Raw genomic sequence first — 16426 nt, forward strand, 5'->3', positions numbered from 1 at the left:
CTCCGGGCGTCTGGATTCGCTCTTATATGGGGTTGGCCGCGTGCGGTTCCAGTGCCGGAAGGCTTTCACCGCCACACGCCGCAGCCCGACGCTCGCCCCGGGACGGCAGATCTGTGGGCACGCCGCTCACACGGACATAGCTGACCACGTGGTCCACGCCCTCTGAGATCGACGCATGCGATGTGGCCCGCTCGAGCTCTCCGCGACTGCGCGCCACTCCGAGCAGGTAGAGTGTATTGCGAAAGGCGATCACGTTGAAATTGACGCTACGAACTGAGCGGTCTGCCAACAGGCGTCCACGCACATTCTGGGCGGTCAATGTATCACGAGACCGTTCGCCAACGGTACGATCCGGCCCGATCTCGAGAACATTCGCCACCGAGCGCACCGCCGGGGAAGACCAGGCCAGGCATTCGGCTTGCTGCTTGTCGACCTCACGCGAAACTGTGCCAACAAGAAGCGCGATGCCTTCTGTGACCTCAACCTGCACGCCGCCAAAATCATACCCCTCGGACCGCAACATGGCGGACTTGATGCCGAAGGAGGCTGTGTTGTCATCAACCTCCCGCCCGAAGGAGCGCTCCTCCTGGATGGATGAACACCCGGTCGCCGCCAGTAGCGACAGACATCCGGCAATCAAGAAACGACGCATGACATAATCCTCAATCTCTCCCCCACAGAGCATAACGGCCCAAGCCGTTCCTTAAATCAAGCATCCTAAAGCAAGCTTTCCAGACGATGATTATCGAGAGTCCAGGCTGCACGAAAATGTTGCGGACACTGACCGGACGGCCACAAAACCAGATCGAACCGGGGTTGAAGCTGCGACCAGCGACGGTGACGGGATCGCCATAGTGCGGCAGCGCGCACCAGTTTCAAACGCTGACCGGCCGAAATCGCACTTGATACGGGTCGATTGGCGTCCAGCGCCTTGACCTCGACAAACACCAGGACCTGTCCCCGTGCGGCGATGATATCGATTTCGCCCATGGGCGTTCGGGCCCGTCGCGCGAGGATCCGGTAGGCTTTCAGCTGCAGCCAGAGACAGGTCAGGGTTTCCGCACGGCGACCGCGTCTTTCCGCTGCCGCCCGAACGTTCACGATCCCGCGTCCTTGAGGACCAGCGCCCGGGCATACAGATCGCGGCGGGGCTGACCCGAGAGCTGGGCGATATGGGCCGCCGCCTCTTTGACCCGCATCCGCGACAGGGCCTCCATCAACGCCGCATCCACACGTGCGGCATCCCAGGCCTCGTCCTCGCCTGCACCAACCAGGATCACCACCTCACCCCGCGGCGGACCGGCAGCGGCATAGTGGTCGGCCAGTTCCGACAGCGAGCCACGGCGGGCTTCCTCGTGCAATTTTGTCAGTTCGCGACAGACAGCGGCGGGCCTGTCACCAAAAACGCGTCGCAGGGACGCCAGACAGTCGGCAATCCGCGAAGCACCTTCGTAAAAAACCAGGCTGCCTGGACATTGAGAGAACCCGGAGAGGAATTTTTCACGGGCCGCCTGTTTTTGCGGCGGGAAGCCGGCAAAGGTGAAACTGTCTGTTGGCAAACCCGACAGGCACAGCGCCGCGAGCACGGCCGAGGCCCCTGGAACCGGAACAACTGTCAGGCCTTGTGCAATCGCTTCGGCAGCCAGCTTGTATCCCGGATCGGACACCATGGGCGTACCCGCATCCGAGACAAGGGCGATCACGCCTCCTTCGGTCAGATCCTGCAAGATGCCGGGGCGCACCCTTTCACCGTTATGGTCATGATAGGCTTGGAGTTTTGCAGTTAGACCATGCGCGTCCAGCAAACGCCGTGTCACGCGTGTGTCCTCCGCAAGCACGAGGTCCGCGGCGGCCAGCACATCCAGCGCACGCAAGGTTATGTCGCGCAGATTGCCGATGGGTGTCGAGACCAGATAAAGCCCCGGTTGCAAAGCTTGCCCGCCCGGCCCAAGACGGTTAGCTTCGCGGGAGTTCTCGGGGGGTGGTGTCGTCATGAATTCGGCCTGGTCAATGCTTGCGTTTCTCAATGAGCTTAATCCGCTGCGCGGCGCGCGGAAACCGGTCAAGGCGGTTGTGCCGGCCCTTCTCGCGCTGAGCCTGGCGGCGTGTGCCACAACACCACCGGAGCCGGTGATCCAGCCGGTCATACCGGAACCGGAACCGGTAATCGAGGAACCGGTGATCGAAGAACCCGAACCGGAACCCGTCGACACGGGCCTGATCCCGCCGCACATGCAGGATCAGGAGATTGTCCGGGTCGCCCTTCTCCTGCCCTTCTCGGCTGAGTCCAGCGGTTTGCGCGGCGAAAGCCTGCGCCTCCTGCGTGCTGCCGAACTGGCATTGTTTGAACGCGCGGGCAGCAATCTGGTCATGATCCCCAAGGATACCGGTGGCACACCGGAAGGCGCCCAGTCTGCAGCCACAGCGGCGATCGCGGATGGTGCTGACCTGATCATCGGCCCCTTGCTCGGCTCTTCGGTCAATGCAGCAGGCGCGATCAGCCGCGCCAATGACGTCCCCATGATCGCCTTCTCCACCGATCTCAGCACGGCCGGGGATGGGGTTTACCTGCTAAGCTTCCCGCCCCAGCTCGAAGTCGCCCGGGTGGTCGAATACACCTCCCGCCAGGGTGTGGACCGGTTTGCCTATCTGGGGCCGCAAAATGCCTACGGCATGGCGGTCTATAATGCGCTGCAAAACGAAGCGGAAATGAATACAGGCTATGTCGCAGCAGAGTCGTTCTACACCGGTGACGTGGAAGCCATGTCCCGGGCGGCCTCGCGGCTCGCCGAAGGTGTGTTCGAACCCTTGACCCCGGAAGAGGCCGACGCACTGAGACAGGAAGAGTGGATGCCGTCGGAGGATGCCCCGTTCCAGGCGGTAATTCTGCCGGAAGGTGGCGTTCGACTGCGTGCCCTGGCGCCGCTCCTGATCAGTCAGCCTGTGGATCCGCTTGTTGTCCGTTTCCTGGGAACGGGTCTGTGGATGGATGAACGGCTGCAACGCGAACCCGCACTGGCAGGAGGCTGGTTTGCCGGTCCGGACCAGTCCTCACGCTCGCGCTTTAAAACATCCTATGAAGTCGCTTATGGCAGTGAACCCTCGCGTATCGCCAGCCTAGCCTATGATGCCATGGCTCTGGCCGCTCACCTTGATGGCGGCGAAGACGGATACAGCGCGGCCGCGCTGGAAAATCCGGAAGGGTTTTTTGGAGCCGATGGCCTGTTTCGGTTCGGACCTGATGGTGTCATCGAGCGAGGCCTTGCCGTCTACCAGATGCATCCGCGCGGTTTCCGTGAGATCGAGCCTGCACCCCAGAGCTTTGAACCCGAAGCCTTCTAGCTCAGCTCATTCAGGCACCAGTTCCTGGGCGATCCGGTCGGCATAGAGTCGACCGGCTGGTGTCAGGGCAATTCGGTCTTGCGACAAAGACACCAGGCCCTGCCGGGCAAAGTCGAGACTTGTGTCAGTGTCTATGTCATGGCTCGTCTTGGCTCGCAGACAATCGCGATCAAGCCCGTCCATTGTGCGCAGCCCCATCAGGATACGTTCCGCAGCCTCATCTTTTGAGGAGAGGATCTCAATGGGCTCCAGGCCCGTACCGGCTAGCGAAACCCGGGCGATGTAATCGGCCGGACGCCGCAGCGCCGCGGTGGCGCGCCGACCTCCTCGACCAGACTCTCCCCATCGTCCATGAGCGCCGGGTCCCAGGCCGAGCCAGTCCGCCCCTTCCCAATACAGACGATTATGCCGTGACTGATCCGAGGCAGACGCTGCATGATTTGAAATCTCATAGGCCGGCACGCCCCCGTCTGACAGCACGCTCTGCGTGACCTCGAAAAACCGGGCACCCTCATCCTCGTCGACAATCAGGAGCTCGCCCCGGTCCGCACGCTTGCCAAAGGCGGTTCCCGGCTCAATCGTCAGTTGATAGGGCGAAACATGGCGAACTCCGGCCCCGAGCAGCGCGTCCATTTCTGCTACCCAGTCATCCAGCGACTGGCCGGCCCACGCATAGATCAGATCCGCAGAATGGCGCACATCCAGTGCGAGCAATGTGTCGAGTGCGCGTCGGGCACTATTGCCATCATGATCGCGCCCAAGACGGCGCAAAACGTCATCATCAAAACTCTGCACCCCCAGCGAGAGACGGTTCACGCCGGCAGCAACGATATCGGCAAAACCTGCTGCCTCCTTGGGATTGGCCTCCAGCCCGATTTCGATACCGTCTTCGAAGCCAAACCACCGGTCCGCCGCCTCGATCAACGCCGCGATCTGATCCGGACGCATCAAAGACGGCGTACCACCCCCGAAGTGAAGGCTGACAAGGGGGCGATGCATGCCCTCGCGCTCCAATTGACGCGCCTGTCCTTCCAGATCTCTTAGCATGGCAGCCAAGAGTGTGTCGGTCTCACCGCGCGCGCGGTAGACATTGAAGTCACAATACGGACAGATCCGCGCGCAAAACGGCCAATGAATATAGAGGCCAAGCGGAGCGAGGCCGGGTGTCATGACCGGTCCGGGAACTGATCGGTCAGCATAGCATCAAGGGCACGTGCACGGTGACTCAGTTGGCGCTTTTCGTCAGAGGTCATTTCGGCAAAGGTCCGAGTCTCGCCCTCAGGCTGAAAGATAGGATCATACCCAAACCCGCCTTCGCCGCGCGGCGGCCAGACGATTTCACCGACGACCTCTCCTCGATACAGATGTGTTTCGCCCTGTTCCGTCGTCAGGGCAATGACACTGACAAAACGCGCCGTACGATCGGCAGATCCCGACGCCGTCAATTGCGTCCAGACTGTTTCCATCGCCTTGTTGAAGTCACGCGGCTCCCCAGCCCAACGTGCTGAATATATTCCGGGATCTCCATTGAGCGCATCCACGGACAGGCCGGAATCATCTGCCAGAGACACCAGTCCTGTCCGTCGAAACGCCGCCTCCGACTTCAGGGCCGCATTACCCTCAAAGGTGGATTCTGTTTCCTCCGGTTCCGGGAGATCATGGCTGGCCGCATCCCCAATCTGGATACCCAAAGGCGCCATCATTTCTGTCAACTCTTTGATTTTGCCTACATTATGGCTTGCCAGCACCCAGGTCTTCGACGTGAAATCGGGGTTTTGTGTCATGGAGGTTACCTCGGGCTTCATATCGCATTTCGAAAAATTCATATCGAGAAACGATATTTTTCGCTTGCGCGCTTCGATCTTATCATTTATCGATAAACAACAAGGACGGGAGACATCGTCCTGAACACACGGAATGACAACGGTTGTTGGTCAGATGCAAGTCAAAGGAGACATTAAGATGGTCAGGCCCCAAGGTAACGCAGCTCGCACGTTCGCTTCTATTGCGATCAACATGATGCTGCTGGTGTGCGCGGCTACGGGAGCGTTCTACGCTTTCGCTTCCACCGTCGCATGAGTGCGGTAACAAGCTAACATTGCCTGGGGATGCGGGTGCCGTTTGACCCAGGCAGTGTTTGCGAAGAGGACTGAACAGGAATGAAGGCATTAGGACAGGGTTCACTGGCGTCCGTGCTCAAGGTCGGGCTCGACATTGTTTGGTACGGGCTATGGGCCTTCATGGCGATGATCGGATTGATCCTGCTCGCCACCATCACCGCTTTCATCATGGATGTTATCGGCCACACACCGAGTGTCCTGTCGGAACTCTTCGACTACCTGATGGTCCGGGGCCGAATGGTGCCCCTGGCGATCCCGCTTATGATCGCAGCCCTTGTGCTGATCGATCGGCTGCGCCGGATCTTCGCCACCCTGGTGGCCGGTGATCCATTTGTGCCGGAAAATGCCGGCCATTTGCGGGTGATCGCGATAACGATCGCGGTCTTCCAGCTACTGCGCCATGCCATCCAGGGCATACTGGCGATGGTTCTGACCGTTGCCGACCAGCCCATCGAAGGGGGTTATGCGCTTGAGTTCAATGCCTGGAATGTAGATCTGGGCGCCTGGTTCGCGGTGGGTGTGCTGCTCATCTTTGCGGAAGTCTTCCGCGAAGGAGCCCGCATGCGCCAAGAACAGCAGCTGACGATTTAAGGAGGACGCCCATGCCCATTCGCGTCACCCTGGATCGCATGCTGCTCGAGCGGCGTATGTCGCTCACCGAATTGTGTGATCGGGTTGGTATCACGATGGCCAACCTGTCGATTTTGAAAACCGGAAAGGCCAAGGCCGTCCGTTTTTCAACACTCGAAGCCCTGTGCCGGGAGCTGGGTTGCCAGCCCGGGGACCTGTTGAGCTTCGATGATGAGGATGATGACAACCAGGCCTCCGAGTAGTGGTGGCCTGAATACTGAACGCCCCGGTTGGGCGATCAGGACAGACGGCGGGAGTGGGTCTGCACGTTCGCCCTTCCCAAGAGGTCGTGCGGGCCATTTCCAGCCCCCCAGCGCGCTCCCGCCGTCTGATCTCCTATGATTCCCGTTTCAGGAAACCATGCCGTCTGAGCCCTCCGCGCGATGGCTCGATGGATCAAGCAGCCCTACTCGGGTGCCAATCTATTTCCAGGCCCAACCTATTTCTTGGCAAGAGCCGCGATTTGCAGCTCGGCCAGCTCTGTCACACCCTTGCGCGCCAGGGCAAACATTTCATCAAACGCCTGACCGGAGAACGGCGTGTCCTCGGCCGTCGCCTGAACCTCGACGATACCGCCATCGGCCGTCAGGACAAAATTGGCATCCGCCTCGGCCTTGCTGTCTTCTTCATATTCAAGATCAAGACGGGTTTCACCGTCAATCACCCCACACGAGATCGCTGCCAGTTGACCGTGCACCGGGTCAGACTCGAGCACGCCCTCCTCGATAAGATAGGCCGTCGCCATTTTCAAAGCGACCCATGCCCCCGTGATCGACGCCGTGCGTGTCCCACCATCGGCCTGGATCACATCACAATCCACCGTGATCTGGCGCTCTCCCAGAGCCTTCAGGTCCACCACAGCCCGCAGTGACCGACCGATCAGACGCTGGATTTCCTGGGTTCGACCTGATTGTTTTCCCGCTGTGGCCTCCCGGCGCATGCGCGAATGGGTCGAGCGCGGCAGCATGCCGTATTCTGCTGTCACCCAGCCCTTGCCGCCACCGCGCAGCCAGGGCGGGACATTCTCTTCCACACTCGCCGTGCATAAAACCTGCGTGTGACCGCACTGGATCATGCAGGCCCCCTCGGCATAACGCGTGGGCTGAAGGGTGAAACTGACCTCGCGCAGGGCATCACGGTCACGACCAAAAGGTCTCATGTGGATCTCCAATATCTGTCTGATGCCGCTCGTAGTCTGCCGCGCCCGCTGCATCAACTCCCTGCGTGAAAGAAATCTGGGCGGTCCGGGCAATTGAACCGGCTCAAGAGGCAGATTATCTGTGGTCCCATGAGTGACTTCACCCCGCCCACCTCCGGTCTGGCCGATCTGGATCAACGCATGCGCGTGATCTTTCGGCAAATCGTGGAGTCCTATCTGGAAACCGGTGAACCGGTCGGGTCGCGCACCCTGTCGCGCACACCCGGTCTCGATCTCTCTGCTGCATCGATCCGCAACACGATGTCAGACCTGGCCAGTCTTGGCTTGCTGACCGCCCCGCATAGCAGCGCCGGACGGCTTCCGACCCATCACGGCCTGCGTCTGTTTGTGGACGGGCTGTTGCAGATTGGCGAGCTGAGCGATACCGAGCGCCAGGCCGTTGATACCCGGATCGGCAATACCTCGCGAACTACAGATGATCTGGTACAGGACGCATCGGATCTTCTTGGCGGTCTGATCGGCGGCGCCGGCCTCGTCGTCTCGCCAAAACGCGAAGCGCCGCTGCGCCATATTGAATTTGTCCCGCTATCGCGCACGGAAGTGCTTGTTGTCCTGGTTCTGTCTGATGGCACGGTTGAAAACCGGCTGATGCCCTCACCGCCTGGCCTGCTGCCTTCCAGCTTGATCGAAGCGGGGAATTATCTGTCATCCCGCCTGGTCGGTCGTACGCTGAGCGAGGCCCGGACGGAAATCGAGCGGGAGATTGCCGACCGCAAGGCGCAGATCGACAAGGCCGCCGCGACCCTGATCCAGGCCGGACTGGCTGAATGGAGCGGTGGAGAGGGCGAACGCTCCCTGATCGTACGCGGCCAGTCTCGCCTGTTGAATGATCTCGATGCCACAGAAGATCTCGAGCGTATTCGACATCTGTTCGATGATATCGAACGCAAGCAGGATCTGATCTCCCTCCTCGACCAGGCCGGTGAGGGCAATGGAGTCCGCCTGTTCATAGGATCCGAAAACCCCTTGTTCAGCCTGTCCGGTTCCAGCGTGATCGTGGCGCCCTATCGCAACAGCGAACAGCAGATCATCGGGGCCCTGGGTGTAATTGGCCCCACCCGTTTGAACTATGCCCGTGTTATCCCCCTGGTGGATTACACGGCCCGTGTCCTGGGCAAACTCCTGGACGATGCCAGACTATGAGAGCTTGAAAATGAGCGATAACGACAAGACCGTTGAAGACACCGAGATGGACGCCGCCACCGAAACCGCTGAAACGTCACCGGAAAATGGCGGCGAGCCCACGCCGGAAGAGCGCGAAGCCAAGCTCGTGGCCGACCTGGATGCCATGCGCGACCGCCTCCTTCGCGCTGTTGCCGAGTCCGAAAACACCCGCAAGCGGACGGAAAAAGAACTCCAGGACACGCGCCAGTATGCCGTCAGCAAGTTTGCGCGGGACATGCTGGAAGTCGCCGACAATCTGTCTCGGGCTCTGAGCGCTCTCGACGCCGCCGAGCTTGAAAACGCCTCCGAACCGCTTCGCAATCTGGTCGAAGGCGTGGCCATGACGGAAAAACAACTCGTACAGAAAATGGAATCGCATGGCGTGACCAAGCTGGCTCCGGAACCGGGCGAGGTCTTTGACCCGAACCTGCACCAGGCCGTTGCGCAGATCCCTTCCGATCAGCCCGCTGGCAAGGTCGCAGCCCTTATGCAGCCTGGATACACGATCGGCGCGCGAACACTGCGTGCGGCCATGGTCGCCGTGTCGGCCGGCCAGCCCGCCGCACCCTCCGGAGACACGGGCGGATCCGTGGATGTAACCGCATAATCTGTCAAAGCCAGACCACGAAGACCCGGTTTTACTCGCCTTGGACCACGGCCCCGCTATGATGCGAGCAGGTCGAGTTTTGGGGGTGTTACATGCCGGGTCTTCCAGGATGGGCGCTTGAAGCGCTGAGTATTCTCACACAGTTATTCATCCTGGCCGTCGGCCTGGGTGTGCTGGTGGTCATCGTCTTCTATCTGCGCGATGTGACCCAGCAGAAGGATGCCGTCCGGCGAAACTATCCGGTGTTTGGACGGTTTCGCGGCCTGTTCACCACGCTCGGCGAGTTCTTCCGCCAATACTTCTTCGCTATGGATCGCGAAGAATTGCCGTTCAACAGGGCGGAACGCGACTGGGTCTATCGGGCGTCGAAAGGCAAGGGCGGTACTATTCCGTTTGGTTCCACGAAGCCCCTGGACAAGACGGGAACAGCCATCTTCGTCAATTGCCCCTTCCCGCTGCTCGATGATGACGCCGCGGCAACCCAGCCATTGCGGATCGGACCCCATTGCCGTCACCCTTATGACGCACCCTCCTTCTTCAATGTTTCCGGAATGAGTTATGGCGCTCTTTCGAAACCGGCCGTGCGCGCCCTGTCGATCGGGGCAGGCCAGGCGGGGATCTGGATGAATACCGGTGAGGGTGGGCTTTCTCCCATGCATCTGGAAGGCGGTGGAGATATCGTCTTCCAGATTGGCACGGCCAAATATGGCGTCCGGGATGCTGACGGTCATCTCTGCGATGACAGGCTGCGCGAGATCGCGGCGCATAAACAGGTGCGCATGTTCGAACTCAAGCTCAGCCAGGGCGCCAAACCCGGCAAGGGCGGCATTCTGCCAGCCTCCAAGGTGAACCGGGAAATCGCCAAGATCCGGGGCATTCCCGTGGGACAAGCCTCGATCTCCCCCAATCGCCACCCGGAAATCGGCGATGTCGACAGTTTGCTCGACATGATCGCCCATATTCGTGAGGTCACGGGCAAGCCGGTCGGATTCAAGGCGGCCCTGGGCGCCTATGGCTGGCTGGACGAGCTCTGCCGCGCCATTCTTGAGCGTGGCCCGGAATCGGCACCGGACTTCTTCACGCTCGACAGCGGGGATGGCGGCACAGGCGCGTCTCCCATGGCCTTGATGGATAATGTGGGGCTGCCCATTCGCGAGAGCCTGCCCATTGCGGTGGAAATCATTGGCAAGCACGGGCTGCGCGAACGCATGCGCATTGTCGCATCCGGCAAGCTGGTCATTCCCGGCTCCGTCGCCTGGGCGCTGGCCGCCGGGGCCGATTTTATCCAGTGTGGCCGCGGCTTCATGTTCTCGATCGGCTGCATCCAGGCCCTGAAATGCCATCAGAACACCTGCCCCACCGGCGTTACGACCCACAAGAAACACCTCCAGCGCGGCCTCGTGGTGAAAGAGAAATCGGCCATGGTTGCACAGTATGCCCGCACCATTCACGAGCATGTCGAACTGATCGCTCATTCATGCGGCGTTGCCGAGCCGCGTCAGCTACGCCGCAAACATGTCCGGATTGTCCAGGAAAACGGACGCTCCATACCCATGGACCATCTCGATTTCCTGCCGCGCGACGAGTTGGCCGACTCACATTTCCCTGATGCGTCCTGATCGATGAAAACCCGCCTTTTCCTGCTCCAGGCTGTCCACACGCTTGTGACCCTCCTCGCCTTGTCGAGCCTGGTGCCCATGGCTGTGTATGCGTGGACGGGAGAGGGGCTCAATCTGGCCCTGTGGGCCTTGTGCCTGCCGCTGGGGATTCTCTCCGGGCTCTTGCTGAATGATGGCCGCTGCGTCCTGCAGGACCTGGCCCGCAAATGGTCCGGTCAACACGAAGGCTGGGCCCGTGATATTCTGCTTCTGCCCGAGCGCTGGGCCTTGAACCTCGTTCCGGCCACCACACCCTTTTTTTCGCTCGTGATCGGCGCGCTTTGCATGCGGCTTGTTCTTGATTTCCTGCGCTAGCACGGTTTCGGGGCGCTCGGGATCGTGACCCGGCGCAGGGTCAGATTGATACGCCCGCCACCCGGGAAACTCGTTTCGTCGAGCAAGGTCGATGTCCCTGGATAAATGCGGTCCACACCGTGATAGCAGCGGCGCGATGCGCCACCGAGCACAACCACATCCCCCGACGACAGGATCATCGATTGTGTCGTTCCGCCGCGGGTATGATTGCCCAGACGAAAGCGCGCCTTGTCCCCCAGCGATACCGATATGACGGCCGCATCCGTCGCAGCCTCATCCCAGTCGACATGCATGCCCATGCGACTGTCCGGCGCATACCAATTCACCAGACAGGCTTCCGGCACAGCCGGATAATCCGCGTGAGCCTCCCAAAGCGCCATCAGGGGCTCGGGTATGACCTGCCATGGCGCTCCCGTTTCGGGATGGTGGGTCACGTATCGGTATCCACCCGCCTTGTCGGTCATCCATCCCAGAGACCCGAAATTGGTCATTTTTACCGATAAGGGCTTGCCTGTCCGGGGCATGGTCGGACGCCAGAACGGGGTCATCGCCTGCACATTGCGAACATGCGCCAATAATTGAGCTTGAGCCTCACGATCAAAATAGCCCGGCAGGACACGGAAACCGGCGATCATCTCATCGCGATTTGTCATTGTAGTTCCGCCCCTTGTGTTGACCCGTCGACCGTCCTGTCAGCTCAATATGGTCGCTGCGGAGATAACATCCACCCGCTTTCAGCTCGCAGCACGTCACGGATCTCGGCCCGCCCCAGCCGGTTGCGCAATGCGGACAGGCATAAAGCATGACTGAAGGCAAACTGTCCCCACCTTACAGCAACCCTTGCGTTGGCCCGCCAAGCTACCTAAATCGCCCATGAGCGTCGGATAGGGCCAAAGGCTTTGTCCGCACACGGAACCACACCGGTGTCGGCATCACCGGTTTTCGGAACCACCCCGAACAAAGGGGGCTGAGGGACGGGTATCAGGTGCTTCCTGTGGAAGGCCCGGTATTGCTGTTTCGGCCCCGCTGAATGAACGGAGAGACTAAAAATGAGCAAGGTCATTGGTATCGACCTGGGTACAACCAATTCCTGTATCGCCATCATGGATGGAGACCAGGCCAAAGTAATTGAAAACTCTGAAGGCGCGCGGACGACACCGTCAGTGGTGGCCTTTACAGAAGACGGTGAGCGCCTGATCGGCCAGCCCGCCAAACGCCAGGCCGTCACCAATCCGGACCATACCCTGTTTGCTATCAAGCGCCTGATTGGCCGCAAGATGGACGACCCGACCGTGCGCAAAGACATCGACATGGTGCCCTATGCGATTGTCCCGTCTGATAAAGGCGATGCCTGGGTCCAGGGACGCGACAAGAAATACGCCCCGTCCGAAGTTTCTGCCTTCATCCTCCAGAAGATGAAAGAGACGGCCGAAAGCTATCTGGGTGAACCGGTTGAGAAAGCCGTGATCACCGTTCCTGCCTATTTCGACGACGCCCAGCGCCAGGCCACCAAGGACGCCGGCAAGATTGCCGGTCTGGACGTCCTGCGGATCATCAACGAACCGACGGCAGCGGCCCTGGCCTATGGTCTGGACAAGGGTGATAACCGCACCATCGCCGTTTACGATCTTGGCGGTGGTACGTTCGACGTGTCGATCCTGGAGATTGGCGACGGCGTGTTCGAGGTGAAGGCTACCAATGGTGACACCTTCCTCGGCGGTGAGGATTTTGACCTGCGGATCGTCGATTATCTCGCCGACGAGTTCAAAAAGGACAATGCCATCGACCTGCGCCAGGACAAGCTGGCCCTGCAACGCCTCAAGGAAGAAGCCGAGAAAGCCAAGAAAGAGCTGTCCTCTGCCTCGGCCTATGAAGTGAATCTGCCGTTCATTACGGCGGACGCCTCTGGCCCGAAACACCTCAACATCAAACTGTCCCGTGCCAAGCTGGAAGCGCTGGTCGAGGATCTGATCAAGCGCACGCTCGACCCGTGCCAGAAAGCTCTGTCCGATGCGGGCATGAGCGCGTCTGATATTGATGATGTGGTTCTGGTCGGCGGTATGACCCGCATGCCGAAAGTCCAGGACGCGGTCAAAGGCTTCTTTGGCAAGGACCCGCACAAGGGTGTGAACCCGGATGAGGTTGTTGCCATGGGTGCGGCCATCCAGGCCGGTGTCCTCCAGGGCGATGTCAAAGACGTGCTCCTGCTGGACGTGACGCCGCTGTCGCTGGGTATTGAAACCCTCGGCGGTGTGTTCACGCGCCTGATCGAACGCAACACGACGATCCCGACCAAGAAGTCCCAGACCTTCTCCACCGCTGACGACAATCAGACGGCCGTGACCATTCGGGTCTTCCAGGGTGAGCGTGAAATGGCCGCGGACAACAAGTTGCTCGGCCAGTTCAATCTGGAAAACATCCCGCCGGCTCCGCGCGGCATGCCGCAAATCGAAGTGACCTTCGACATTGATGCCAACGGCATTGTCAATGTGTCGGCTAAGGACCAGGCCACAGGCAAGGAACAGAAAATCACCATCCAAGCCTCCGGCGGCCTGTCCGACGCGGATATCGACCAGATGGTGAAAGATGCCGAAGCCAATGCCGAGGCTGACAAAAACGCCCGCGAACTGGTTGAGGCCAAGAACGGCGCCGAAGCCATGGTGCACCAGACCGAGAAACAGCTCGAGGAGTTTGGCGACAAAGTCCCGGCTGAAGACAAGACCGCGATCGAAACCGCCCTGTCCGAACTGAAAGAGGTCAAGGACGGTGAAGATCTCGAAGCCATCCAGCAAAAAACCCAAGCGCTGGTACAGGCAGCCATGAAGCTGGGCGAAGCCATGTATTCGGCCCAGCAGGCTCAGGCGGACGACGCGTCCGAAGCGGCAGGTGATGACGATGTTGTCGATGCCGAATTCTCCGAAGTCAAAGACGACGACGGCAAGAAGGACGCCTAAGACATTGATCGGGCGGTGGGTAACCGCCGCCCGGTAACTGTCCGGTGTAATCCGCCATGAGCAAGCGTGACTATTACGAGATCCTCGGCGTTGACCGTTCGGTTGACGACAAAGCCCTCAAAAGTGCCTACCGAAAACTCGCCATGACCTATCACCCGGACAAGAATCCGGGCGATGAAGCGGCCGAGGCGAAGTTCAAGGAAATCGGTGAGGCCTATGCCATCCTGTCAGATGCCGACAAACGTGCGGCCTATGACCGGATGGGCCATGCTGCGTTTGAGCAAGGCGGCGGTATGGGCGGCGGTCAGGGTCCGTTTGGTGGCGCAGGTGCTGCTGAATTTGCCGATATTTTCGAACAAGTGTTCGGAATGGGTGGCATGGGCGGCGGCCGACGGGGTGGTCGATCCTCAGGTCCGGCCCGCGGTGCGGATCTGCGCTATGATCTGGAAATCACGCTTGAAGAGGCCTTTGCCGGCAAGGAAGCCACGGTTTCCATCCCGTCATCTGTGACGTGTGAACGATGCGATGGTCAGGGCAATGAGCCGGGTACCGAACTGGAAACCTGCCCCACCTGCAACGGGCAAGGTCGTATCCGGCGGAGCCAGGGTTTCTTCACCATGGAGCAGACCTGTCCCCAGTGTGGCGGACGTGGCAAATTCTTCAAAACACCCTGTAGGGATTGTGATGGCGTAGGCCGGGTTCGTCAGAACCGTACGCTCAATGTCACCATCCCAGCAGGAGTCGAGGATGGGACCCGCATCCGGCTGGCCGGCGAAGGCGAAGCGGGTGCCCGCAGTGGCCCACGCGGCGATCTGTATATCTTCATCGCCGTGCGCGAACACGACCTGTTCGAACGCGACGGACCCAATCTCTATTGCCGCGCACCGTCTTCCATGGTCCAGGCCGCCCTGGGATGTGCCATCCAGGTTCCGACCATTGAGGGCGGCAAGGCCGAGATGAAGATCCCGGAAGGCGCCCAGACCGGACGGCGCATGCGCCTTCGCGGCAAGGGCATGCCCCGGCTTCGCGGCGGTCCGCGCGGCGATATGATTGTTGAGCTGTTTGTAGAAACACCCCGGAACCTCTCCGAACGACAAAAGGAATTGCTGAAGGAATTCTGTGATTTGTCTGGCGATGGCTGTAATCCGGATAGTGCGGGCTTCTTCAAGAAGGTCAAACAGTTCTGGGACGATGTCACGACAGAGGATGGCCGTCCGAACGCCTCCTGACACATCAACTCAGACTGGCGGGCCGGGCTAAATCGCCCTAGTGTGCCGCCATGACTGAGACGGCAACCTCACCCCTGCAATCCAGACCGGACGACGACCGGTCTTCCCGCGACACCATGGCTGTATCCACCGATCGGTTCGTCCCGTTTGAGGGGCGATTATACGATCAAAGCCCGCTGGGCTTCTGGGGCACAACGATCGCGATTTTTGGTGTCACGTTCGGCAGTTTTCTGTTGATCGCCCATTTCACGGGACGTCCGCCTCTTCTCTACCCCAGCGAAACGGGTTTTTCCCTGCCCTGGGAGACGAGTGGTCAGACCTACCGGACGCCGGATGTGCTGCACATCGGCTTCACCCTCTCCTGCATTCTCACAACGGCCCTGGCACTGGTCGAGAATGGTCGGCGATTGTGGGCCTATAAACGTCCAGCGCTGATGGCGGTGTTGCCCGAAACGGCGCATGGGGATGTGGAAGGGCTGACCGGAGGCGTGCCGCGCGTGTGGCGCACCCGATACATGCTCTTTTTCCTTCTGGGCGCGCTGGGCGGGGTGAGTTTCAACATCGTGATGATGGTGTCCATGGACGCGTCACCCGGCGTCTATCTGACCTCGATTGGCTTGTGGTTCCTCATATTTTCGCCGCCTCTTTACGGTCTTGGCTTGCGTTCGGGGGTAGACCTCAACCGCGAAGGCAGTGAAATCAAACGGTTGATCCGAACCCACCTGGTCGTTGACCTGCATGATCTTGAAGCCCTGGAAGTGTTTGGACGACTGGGTCTTCACGCCGCCCTATCCTGGTTCATCATGGGGGCTGTTCTGCTGCTGTTTGTGATCAATCCCGACCAGATCTGGTACGCCCTGCCTGGCTGTGTTCTGTCCGTGGGCGGCGGATTGTTTATTTTCTACAGCGCTGTTCAGCCTGTCCGGGAAAAGATCATGGCGGCGAAGGCCGAAACCATGCGGGCCTGCCACGCAGAAATGAAGGTGTTGCGCGAGAGGGGATCAAGGGACGACATGGCGGCCCTGGGGGGGTTGTCAGCCTATTGTCAGTGGGTGGAAAACCGATCGGACTGGCCCATCTCGTCCACCACATCGCTGCGGATCCTGCTTTACATCCTGATCCCTGTCCTGCCGATACTGGGCTCCTATCTCTTTGAAAGACTGGCCGACAGCCTGATTAGCTGAGGAC

17 protein-coding genes are annotated in these 16426 nt (G+C 60.1%); 10 read left to right on the forward strand and 7 right to left on the reverse strand.

Translation table 11 applies throughout. The features are described 5' to 3' along the window. Window positions 1-22: 22 nt before the first annotated feature. The 3 genes from RMQ97_RS00735 to rsmI form a co-directional block, all read right to left on the reverse strand. Window positions 23-652, reverse strand: coding sequence for a BON domain-containing protein (locus RMQ97_RS00735; RefSeq protein WP_413658908.1), 630 nt, complete (start codon window positions 650-652; stop codon window positions 23-25). A gap of 65 nt (window positions 653-717) precedes the next feature. After that, window positions 718-1101 (reverse strand): YraN family protein, encoded by a 384-nt coding sequence (locus RMQ97_RS00740; RefSeq protein WP_413658909.1) that lies wholly within the window; start codon window positions 1099-1101, stop codon window positions 718-720. After that, on the reverse strand, window positions 1098-1994 hold the full coding sequence (rsmI, locus tag RMQ97_RS00745) for a 16S rRNA (cytidine(1402)-2'-O)-methyltransferase (RefSeq protein ID WP_413658910.1): 897 nt from the start codon (window positions 1992-1994) through the stop codon (window positions 1098-1100). The genes RMQ97_RS00740 and rsmI overlap by 4 nt, the downstream gene beginning before the upstream one ends. A 16-nt stretch (window positions 1995-2010) precedes the next feature. Between rsmI and RMQ97_RS00750 the strand changes: the two genes are divergently transcribed. After that, window positions 2011-3342 (forward strand): penicillin-binding protein activator, encoded by a 1332-nt coding sequence (locus tag RMQ97_RS00750; protein ID WP_413658911.1) that lies wholly within the window; start codon window positions 2011-2013, stop codon window positions 3340-3342. A gap of 6 nt (window positions 3343-3348) precedes the next feature. Here RMQ97_RS00750 and hemW read toward each other — a convergent pair whose 3' ends face one another. Continuing rightward, a complete protein-coding gene (gene hemW / locus RMQ97_RS00755) occupies window positions 3349-4512 on the reverse strand; it encodes a radical SAM family heme chaperone HemW (RefSeq protein WP_413658912.1) in 1164 nt (387 codons plus the stop codon). Beyond that, complete coding sequence (rdgB, locus tag RMQ97_RS00760; RefSeq protein ID WP_413658913.1) at window positions 4509-5126, reverse strand: RdgB/HAM1 family non-canonical purine NTP pyrophosphatase; 618 nt, start codon at window positions 5124-5126, stop codon at window positions 4509-4511. Before rdgB ends, hemW begins: the two co-directional genes overlap by 4 nt. 375 nt (window positions 5127-5501) lie before the next feature. Between rdgB and RMQ97_RS00765 the strand changes: the two genes are divergently transcribed. Both RMQ97_RS00765 and RMQ97_RS00770 read left to right on the forward strand, forming a co-directional pair. Further along, the gene (locus tag RMQ97_RS00765; RefSeq protein WP_413658914.1) at window positions 5502-6053 is read left to right on the forward strand and encodes a DUF2975 domain-containing protein; all 552 of its coding nucleotides are present in this window, start codon (window positions 5502-5504) and stop codon (window positions 6051-6053) included. An 11-nt stretch (window positions 6054-6064) separates the two neighbouring features. Then, window positions 6065-6295, forward strand: a complete 231-nt coding sequence (locus tag RMQ97_RS00770; RefSeq protein WP_413658915.1) for a helix-turn-helix domain-containing protein — start codon at window positions 6065-6067, stop codon at window positions 6293-6295. 236 nt (window positions 6296-6531) lie between these two features. Here RMQ97_RS00770 and rph read toward each other — a convergent pair whose 3' ends face one another. After that, window positions 6532-7251 (reverse strand): ribonuclease PH, encoded by a 720-nt coding sequence (gene rph / locus RMQ97_RS00775; RefSeq protein ID WP_413658916.1) that lies wholly within the window; start codon window positions 7249-7251, stop codon window positions 6532-6534. A 129-nt stretch (window positions 7252-7380) separates the two neighbouring features. Between rph and hrcA the strand changes: the two genes are divergently transcribed. The 4 genes from hrcA (at window position 7381) to RMQ97_RS00795 (ending at window position 11055) form a co-directional block, all read left to right on the forward strand. Beyond that, window positions 7381-8454, forward strand: coding sequence for a heat-inducible transcriptional repressor HrcA (gene hrcA, locus RMQ97_RS00780; protein ID WP_413658917.1), 1074 nt, complete (start codon window positions 7381-7383; stop codon window positions 8452-8454). A gap of 10 nt (window positions 8455-8464) precedes the next feature. Further along, complete coding sequence (locus RMQ97_RS00785; protein ID WP_413658918.1) at window positions 8465-9082, forward strand: nucleotide exchange factor GrpE; 618 nt, start codon at window positions 8465-8467, stop codon at window positions 9080-9082. 92 nt (window positions 9083-9174) lie between these two features. Then, the gene (locus RMQ97_RS00790) at window positions 9175-10701 is read left to right on the forward strand and encodes an FMN-binding glutamate synthase family protein (protein WP_413658919.1); all 1527 of its coding nucleotides are present in this window, start codon (window positions 9175-9177) and stop codon (window positions 10699-10701) included. 3 nt (window positions 10702-10704) lie between these two features. Next, window positions 10705-11055 (forward strand): hypothetical protein, encoded by a 351-nt coding sequence (locus RMQ97_RS00795; protein WP_413658920.1) that lies wholly within the window; start codon window positions 10705-10707, stop codon window positions 11053-11055. Here RMQ97_RS00795 and RMQ97_RS00800 read toward each other — a convergent pair. Continuing rightward, entirely contained in the window at window positions 11052-11708 is a 657-nt protein-coding gene (locus tag RMQ97_RS00800; RefSeq protein WP_413658921.1) for an alpha-ketoglutarate-dependent dioxygenase AlkB, read from the reverse strand. The genes RMQ97_RS00795 and RMQ97_RS00800 overlap by 4 nt on opposite strands. A gap of 396 nt (window positions 11709-12104) precedes the next feature. Here RMQ97_RS00800 and dnaK point away from each other — a divergent pair, with 396 nt between their 5' ends. From dnaK to RMQ97_RS00815, 3 genes are read left to right on the forward strand one after another with little or no spacing between them, the layout of a single operon-like run. Then, window positions 12105-14009 (forward strand): molecular chaperone DnaK, encoded by a 1905-nt coding sequence (gene dnaK / locus RMQ97_RS00805; RefSeq protein WP_413658922.1) that lies wholly within the window; start codon window positions 12105-12107, stop codon window positions 14007-14009. Between the two features lie 56 nt (window positions 14010-14065). Further along, window positions 14066-15238 carry a molecular chaperone DnaJ gene (gene dnaJ / locus RMQ97_RS00810; protein ID WP_413658923.1) on the forward strand — a complete coding sequence of 391 codons (1173 nt, stop codon included), beginning with the start codon at window positions 14066-14068 and terminating at the stop codon, window positions 15236-15238. 50 nt (window positions 15239-15288) lie between these two features. Continuing rightward, window positions 15289-16422, forward strand: a complete 1134-nt coding sequence (locus RMQ97_RS00815; protein ID WP_413658924.1) for a hypothetical protein — start codon at window positions 15289-15291, stop codon at window positions 16420-16422. Window positions 16423-16426 lie beyond the last annotated feature (4 nt).

The organism is Maricaulis sp. D1M11, from assembly GCF_047308265.1.
In the GTDB taxonomy this organism is placed as follows: domain Bacteria; phylum Pseudomonadota; class Alphaproteobacteria; order Caulobacterales; family Maricaulaceae; genus Maricaulis.

What these genes read in the sequence shown, in the direction of transcription:
- RMQ97_RS00750 (WP_413658911.1), top strand. Translation starts at nt 2,011, where the DNA reads ATGCTTGCGTTTCTCAATGAGCTTAATCCGCTGCGCGGCGCGCGGAAA.
- rdgB (WP_413658913.1), bottom strand. Translation starts at nt 5,126, where the DNA reads ATGACACAAAACCCCGATTTCACGTCGAAGACCTGGGTGCTGGCAAGC.
- RMQ97_RS00785 (WP_413658918.1), top strand. Translation starts at nt 8,465, where the DNA reads ATGAGCGATAACGACAAGACCGTTGAAGACACCGAGATGGACGCCGCC.
- hrcA (WP_413658917.1), top strand. Translation starts at nt 7,381, where the DNA reads ATGAGTGACTTCACCCCGCCCACCTCCGGTCTGGCCGATCTGGATCAA.
- RMQ97_RS00815 (WP_413658924.1), top strand. Translation starts at nt 15,289, where the DNA reads ATGACTGAGACGGCAACCTCACCCCTGCAATCCAGACCGGACGACGAC.
- dnaK (WP_413658922.1), top strand. Translation starts at nt 12,105, where the DNA reads ATGAGCAAGGTCATTGGTATCGACCTGGGTACAACCAATTCCTGTATC.
- rsmI (WP_413658910.1), bottom strand. Translation starts at nt 1,994, where the DNA reads ATGACGACACCACCCCCCGAGAACTCCCGCGAAGCTAACCGTCTTGGG.
- dnaJ (WP_413658923.1), top strand. Translation starts at nt 14,066, where the DNA reads ATGAGCAAGCGTGACTATTACGAGATCCTCGGCGTTGACCGTTCGGTT.
- RMQ97_RS00790 (WP_413658919.1), top strand. Translation starts at nt 9,175, where the DNA reads ATGCCGGGTCTTCCAGGATGGGCGCTTGAAGCGCTGAGTATTCTCACA.
- RMQ97_RS00795 (WP_413658920.1), top strand. Translation starts at nt 10,705, where the DNA reads ATGAAAACCCGCCTTTTCCTGCTCCAGGCTGTCCACACGCTTGTGACC.
- hemW (WP_413658912.1), bottom strand. Translation starts at nt 4,512, where the DNA reads ATGACACCCGGCCTCGCTCCGCTTGGCCTCTATATTCATTGGCCGTTT.
- RMQ97_RS00770 (WP_413658915.1), top strand. Translation starts at nt 6,065, where the DNA reads ATGCCCATTCGCGTCACCCTGGATCGCATGCTGCTCGAGCGGCGTATG.
- rph (WP_413658916.1), bottom strand. Translation starts at nt 7,251, where the DNA reads ATGAGACCTTTTGGTCGTGACCGTGATGCCCTGCGCGAGGTCAGTTTC.
- RMQ97_RS00800 (WP_413658921.1), bottom strand. Translation starts at nt 11,708, where the DNA reads ATGACAAATCGCGATGAGATGATCGCCGGTTTCCGTGTCCTGCCGGGC.
- RMQ97_RS00765 (WP_413658914.1), top strand. Translation starts at nt 5,502, where the DNA reads ATGAAGGCATTAGGACAGGGTTCACTGGCGTCCGTGCTCAAGGTCGGG.
- RMQ97_RS00735 (WP_413658908.1), bottom strand. Translation starts at nt 652, where the DNA reads ATGCGTCGTTTCTTGATTGCCGGATGTCTGTCGCTACTGGCGGCGACC.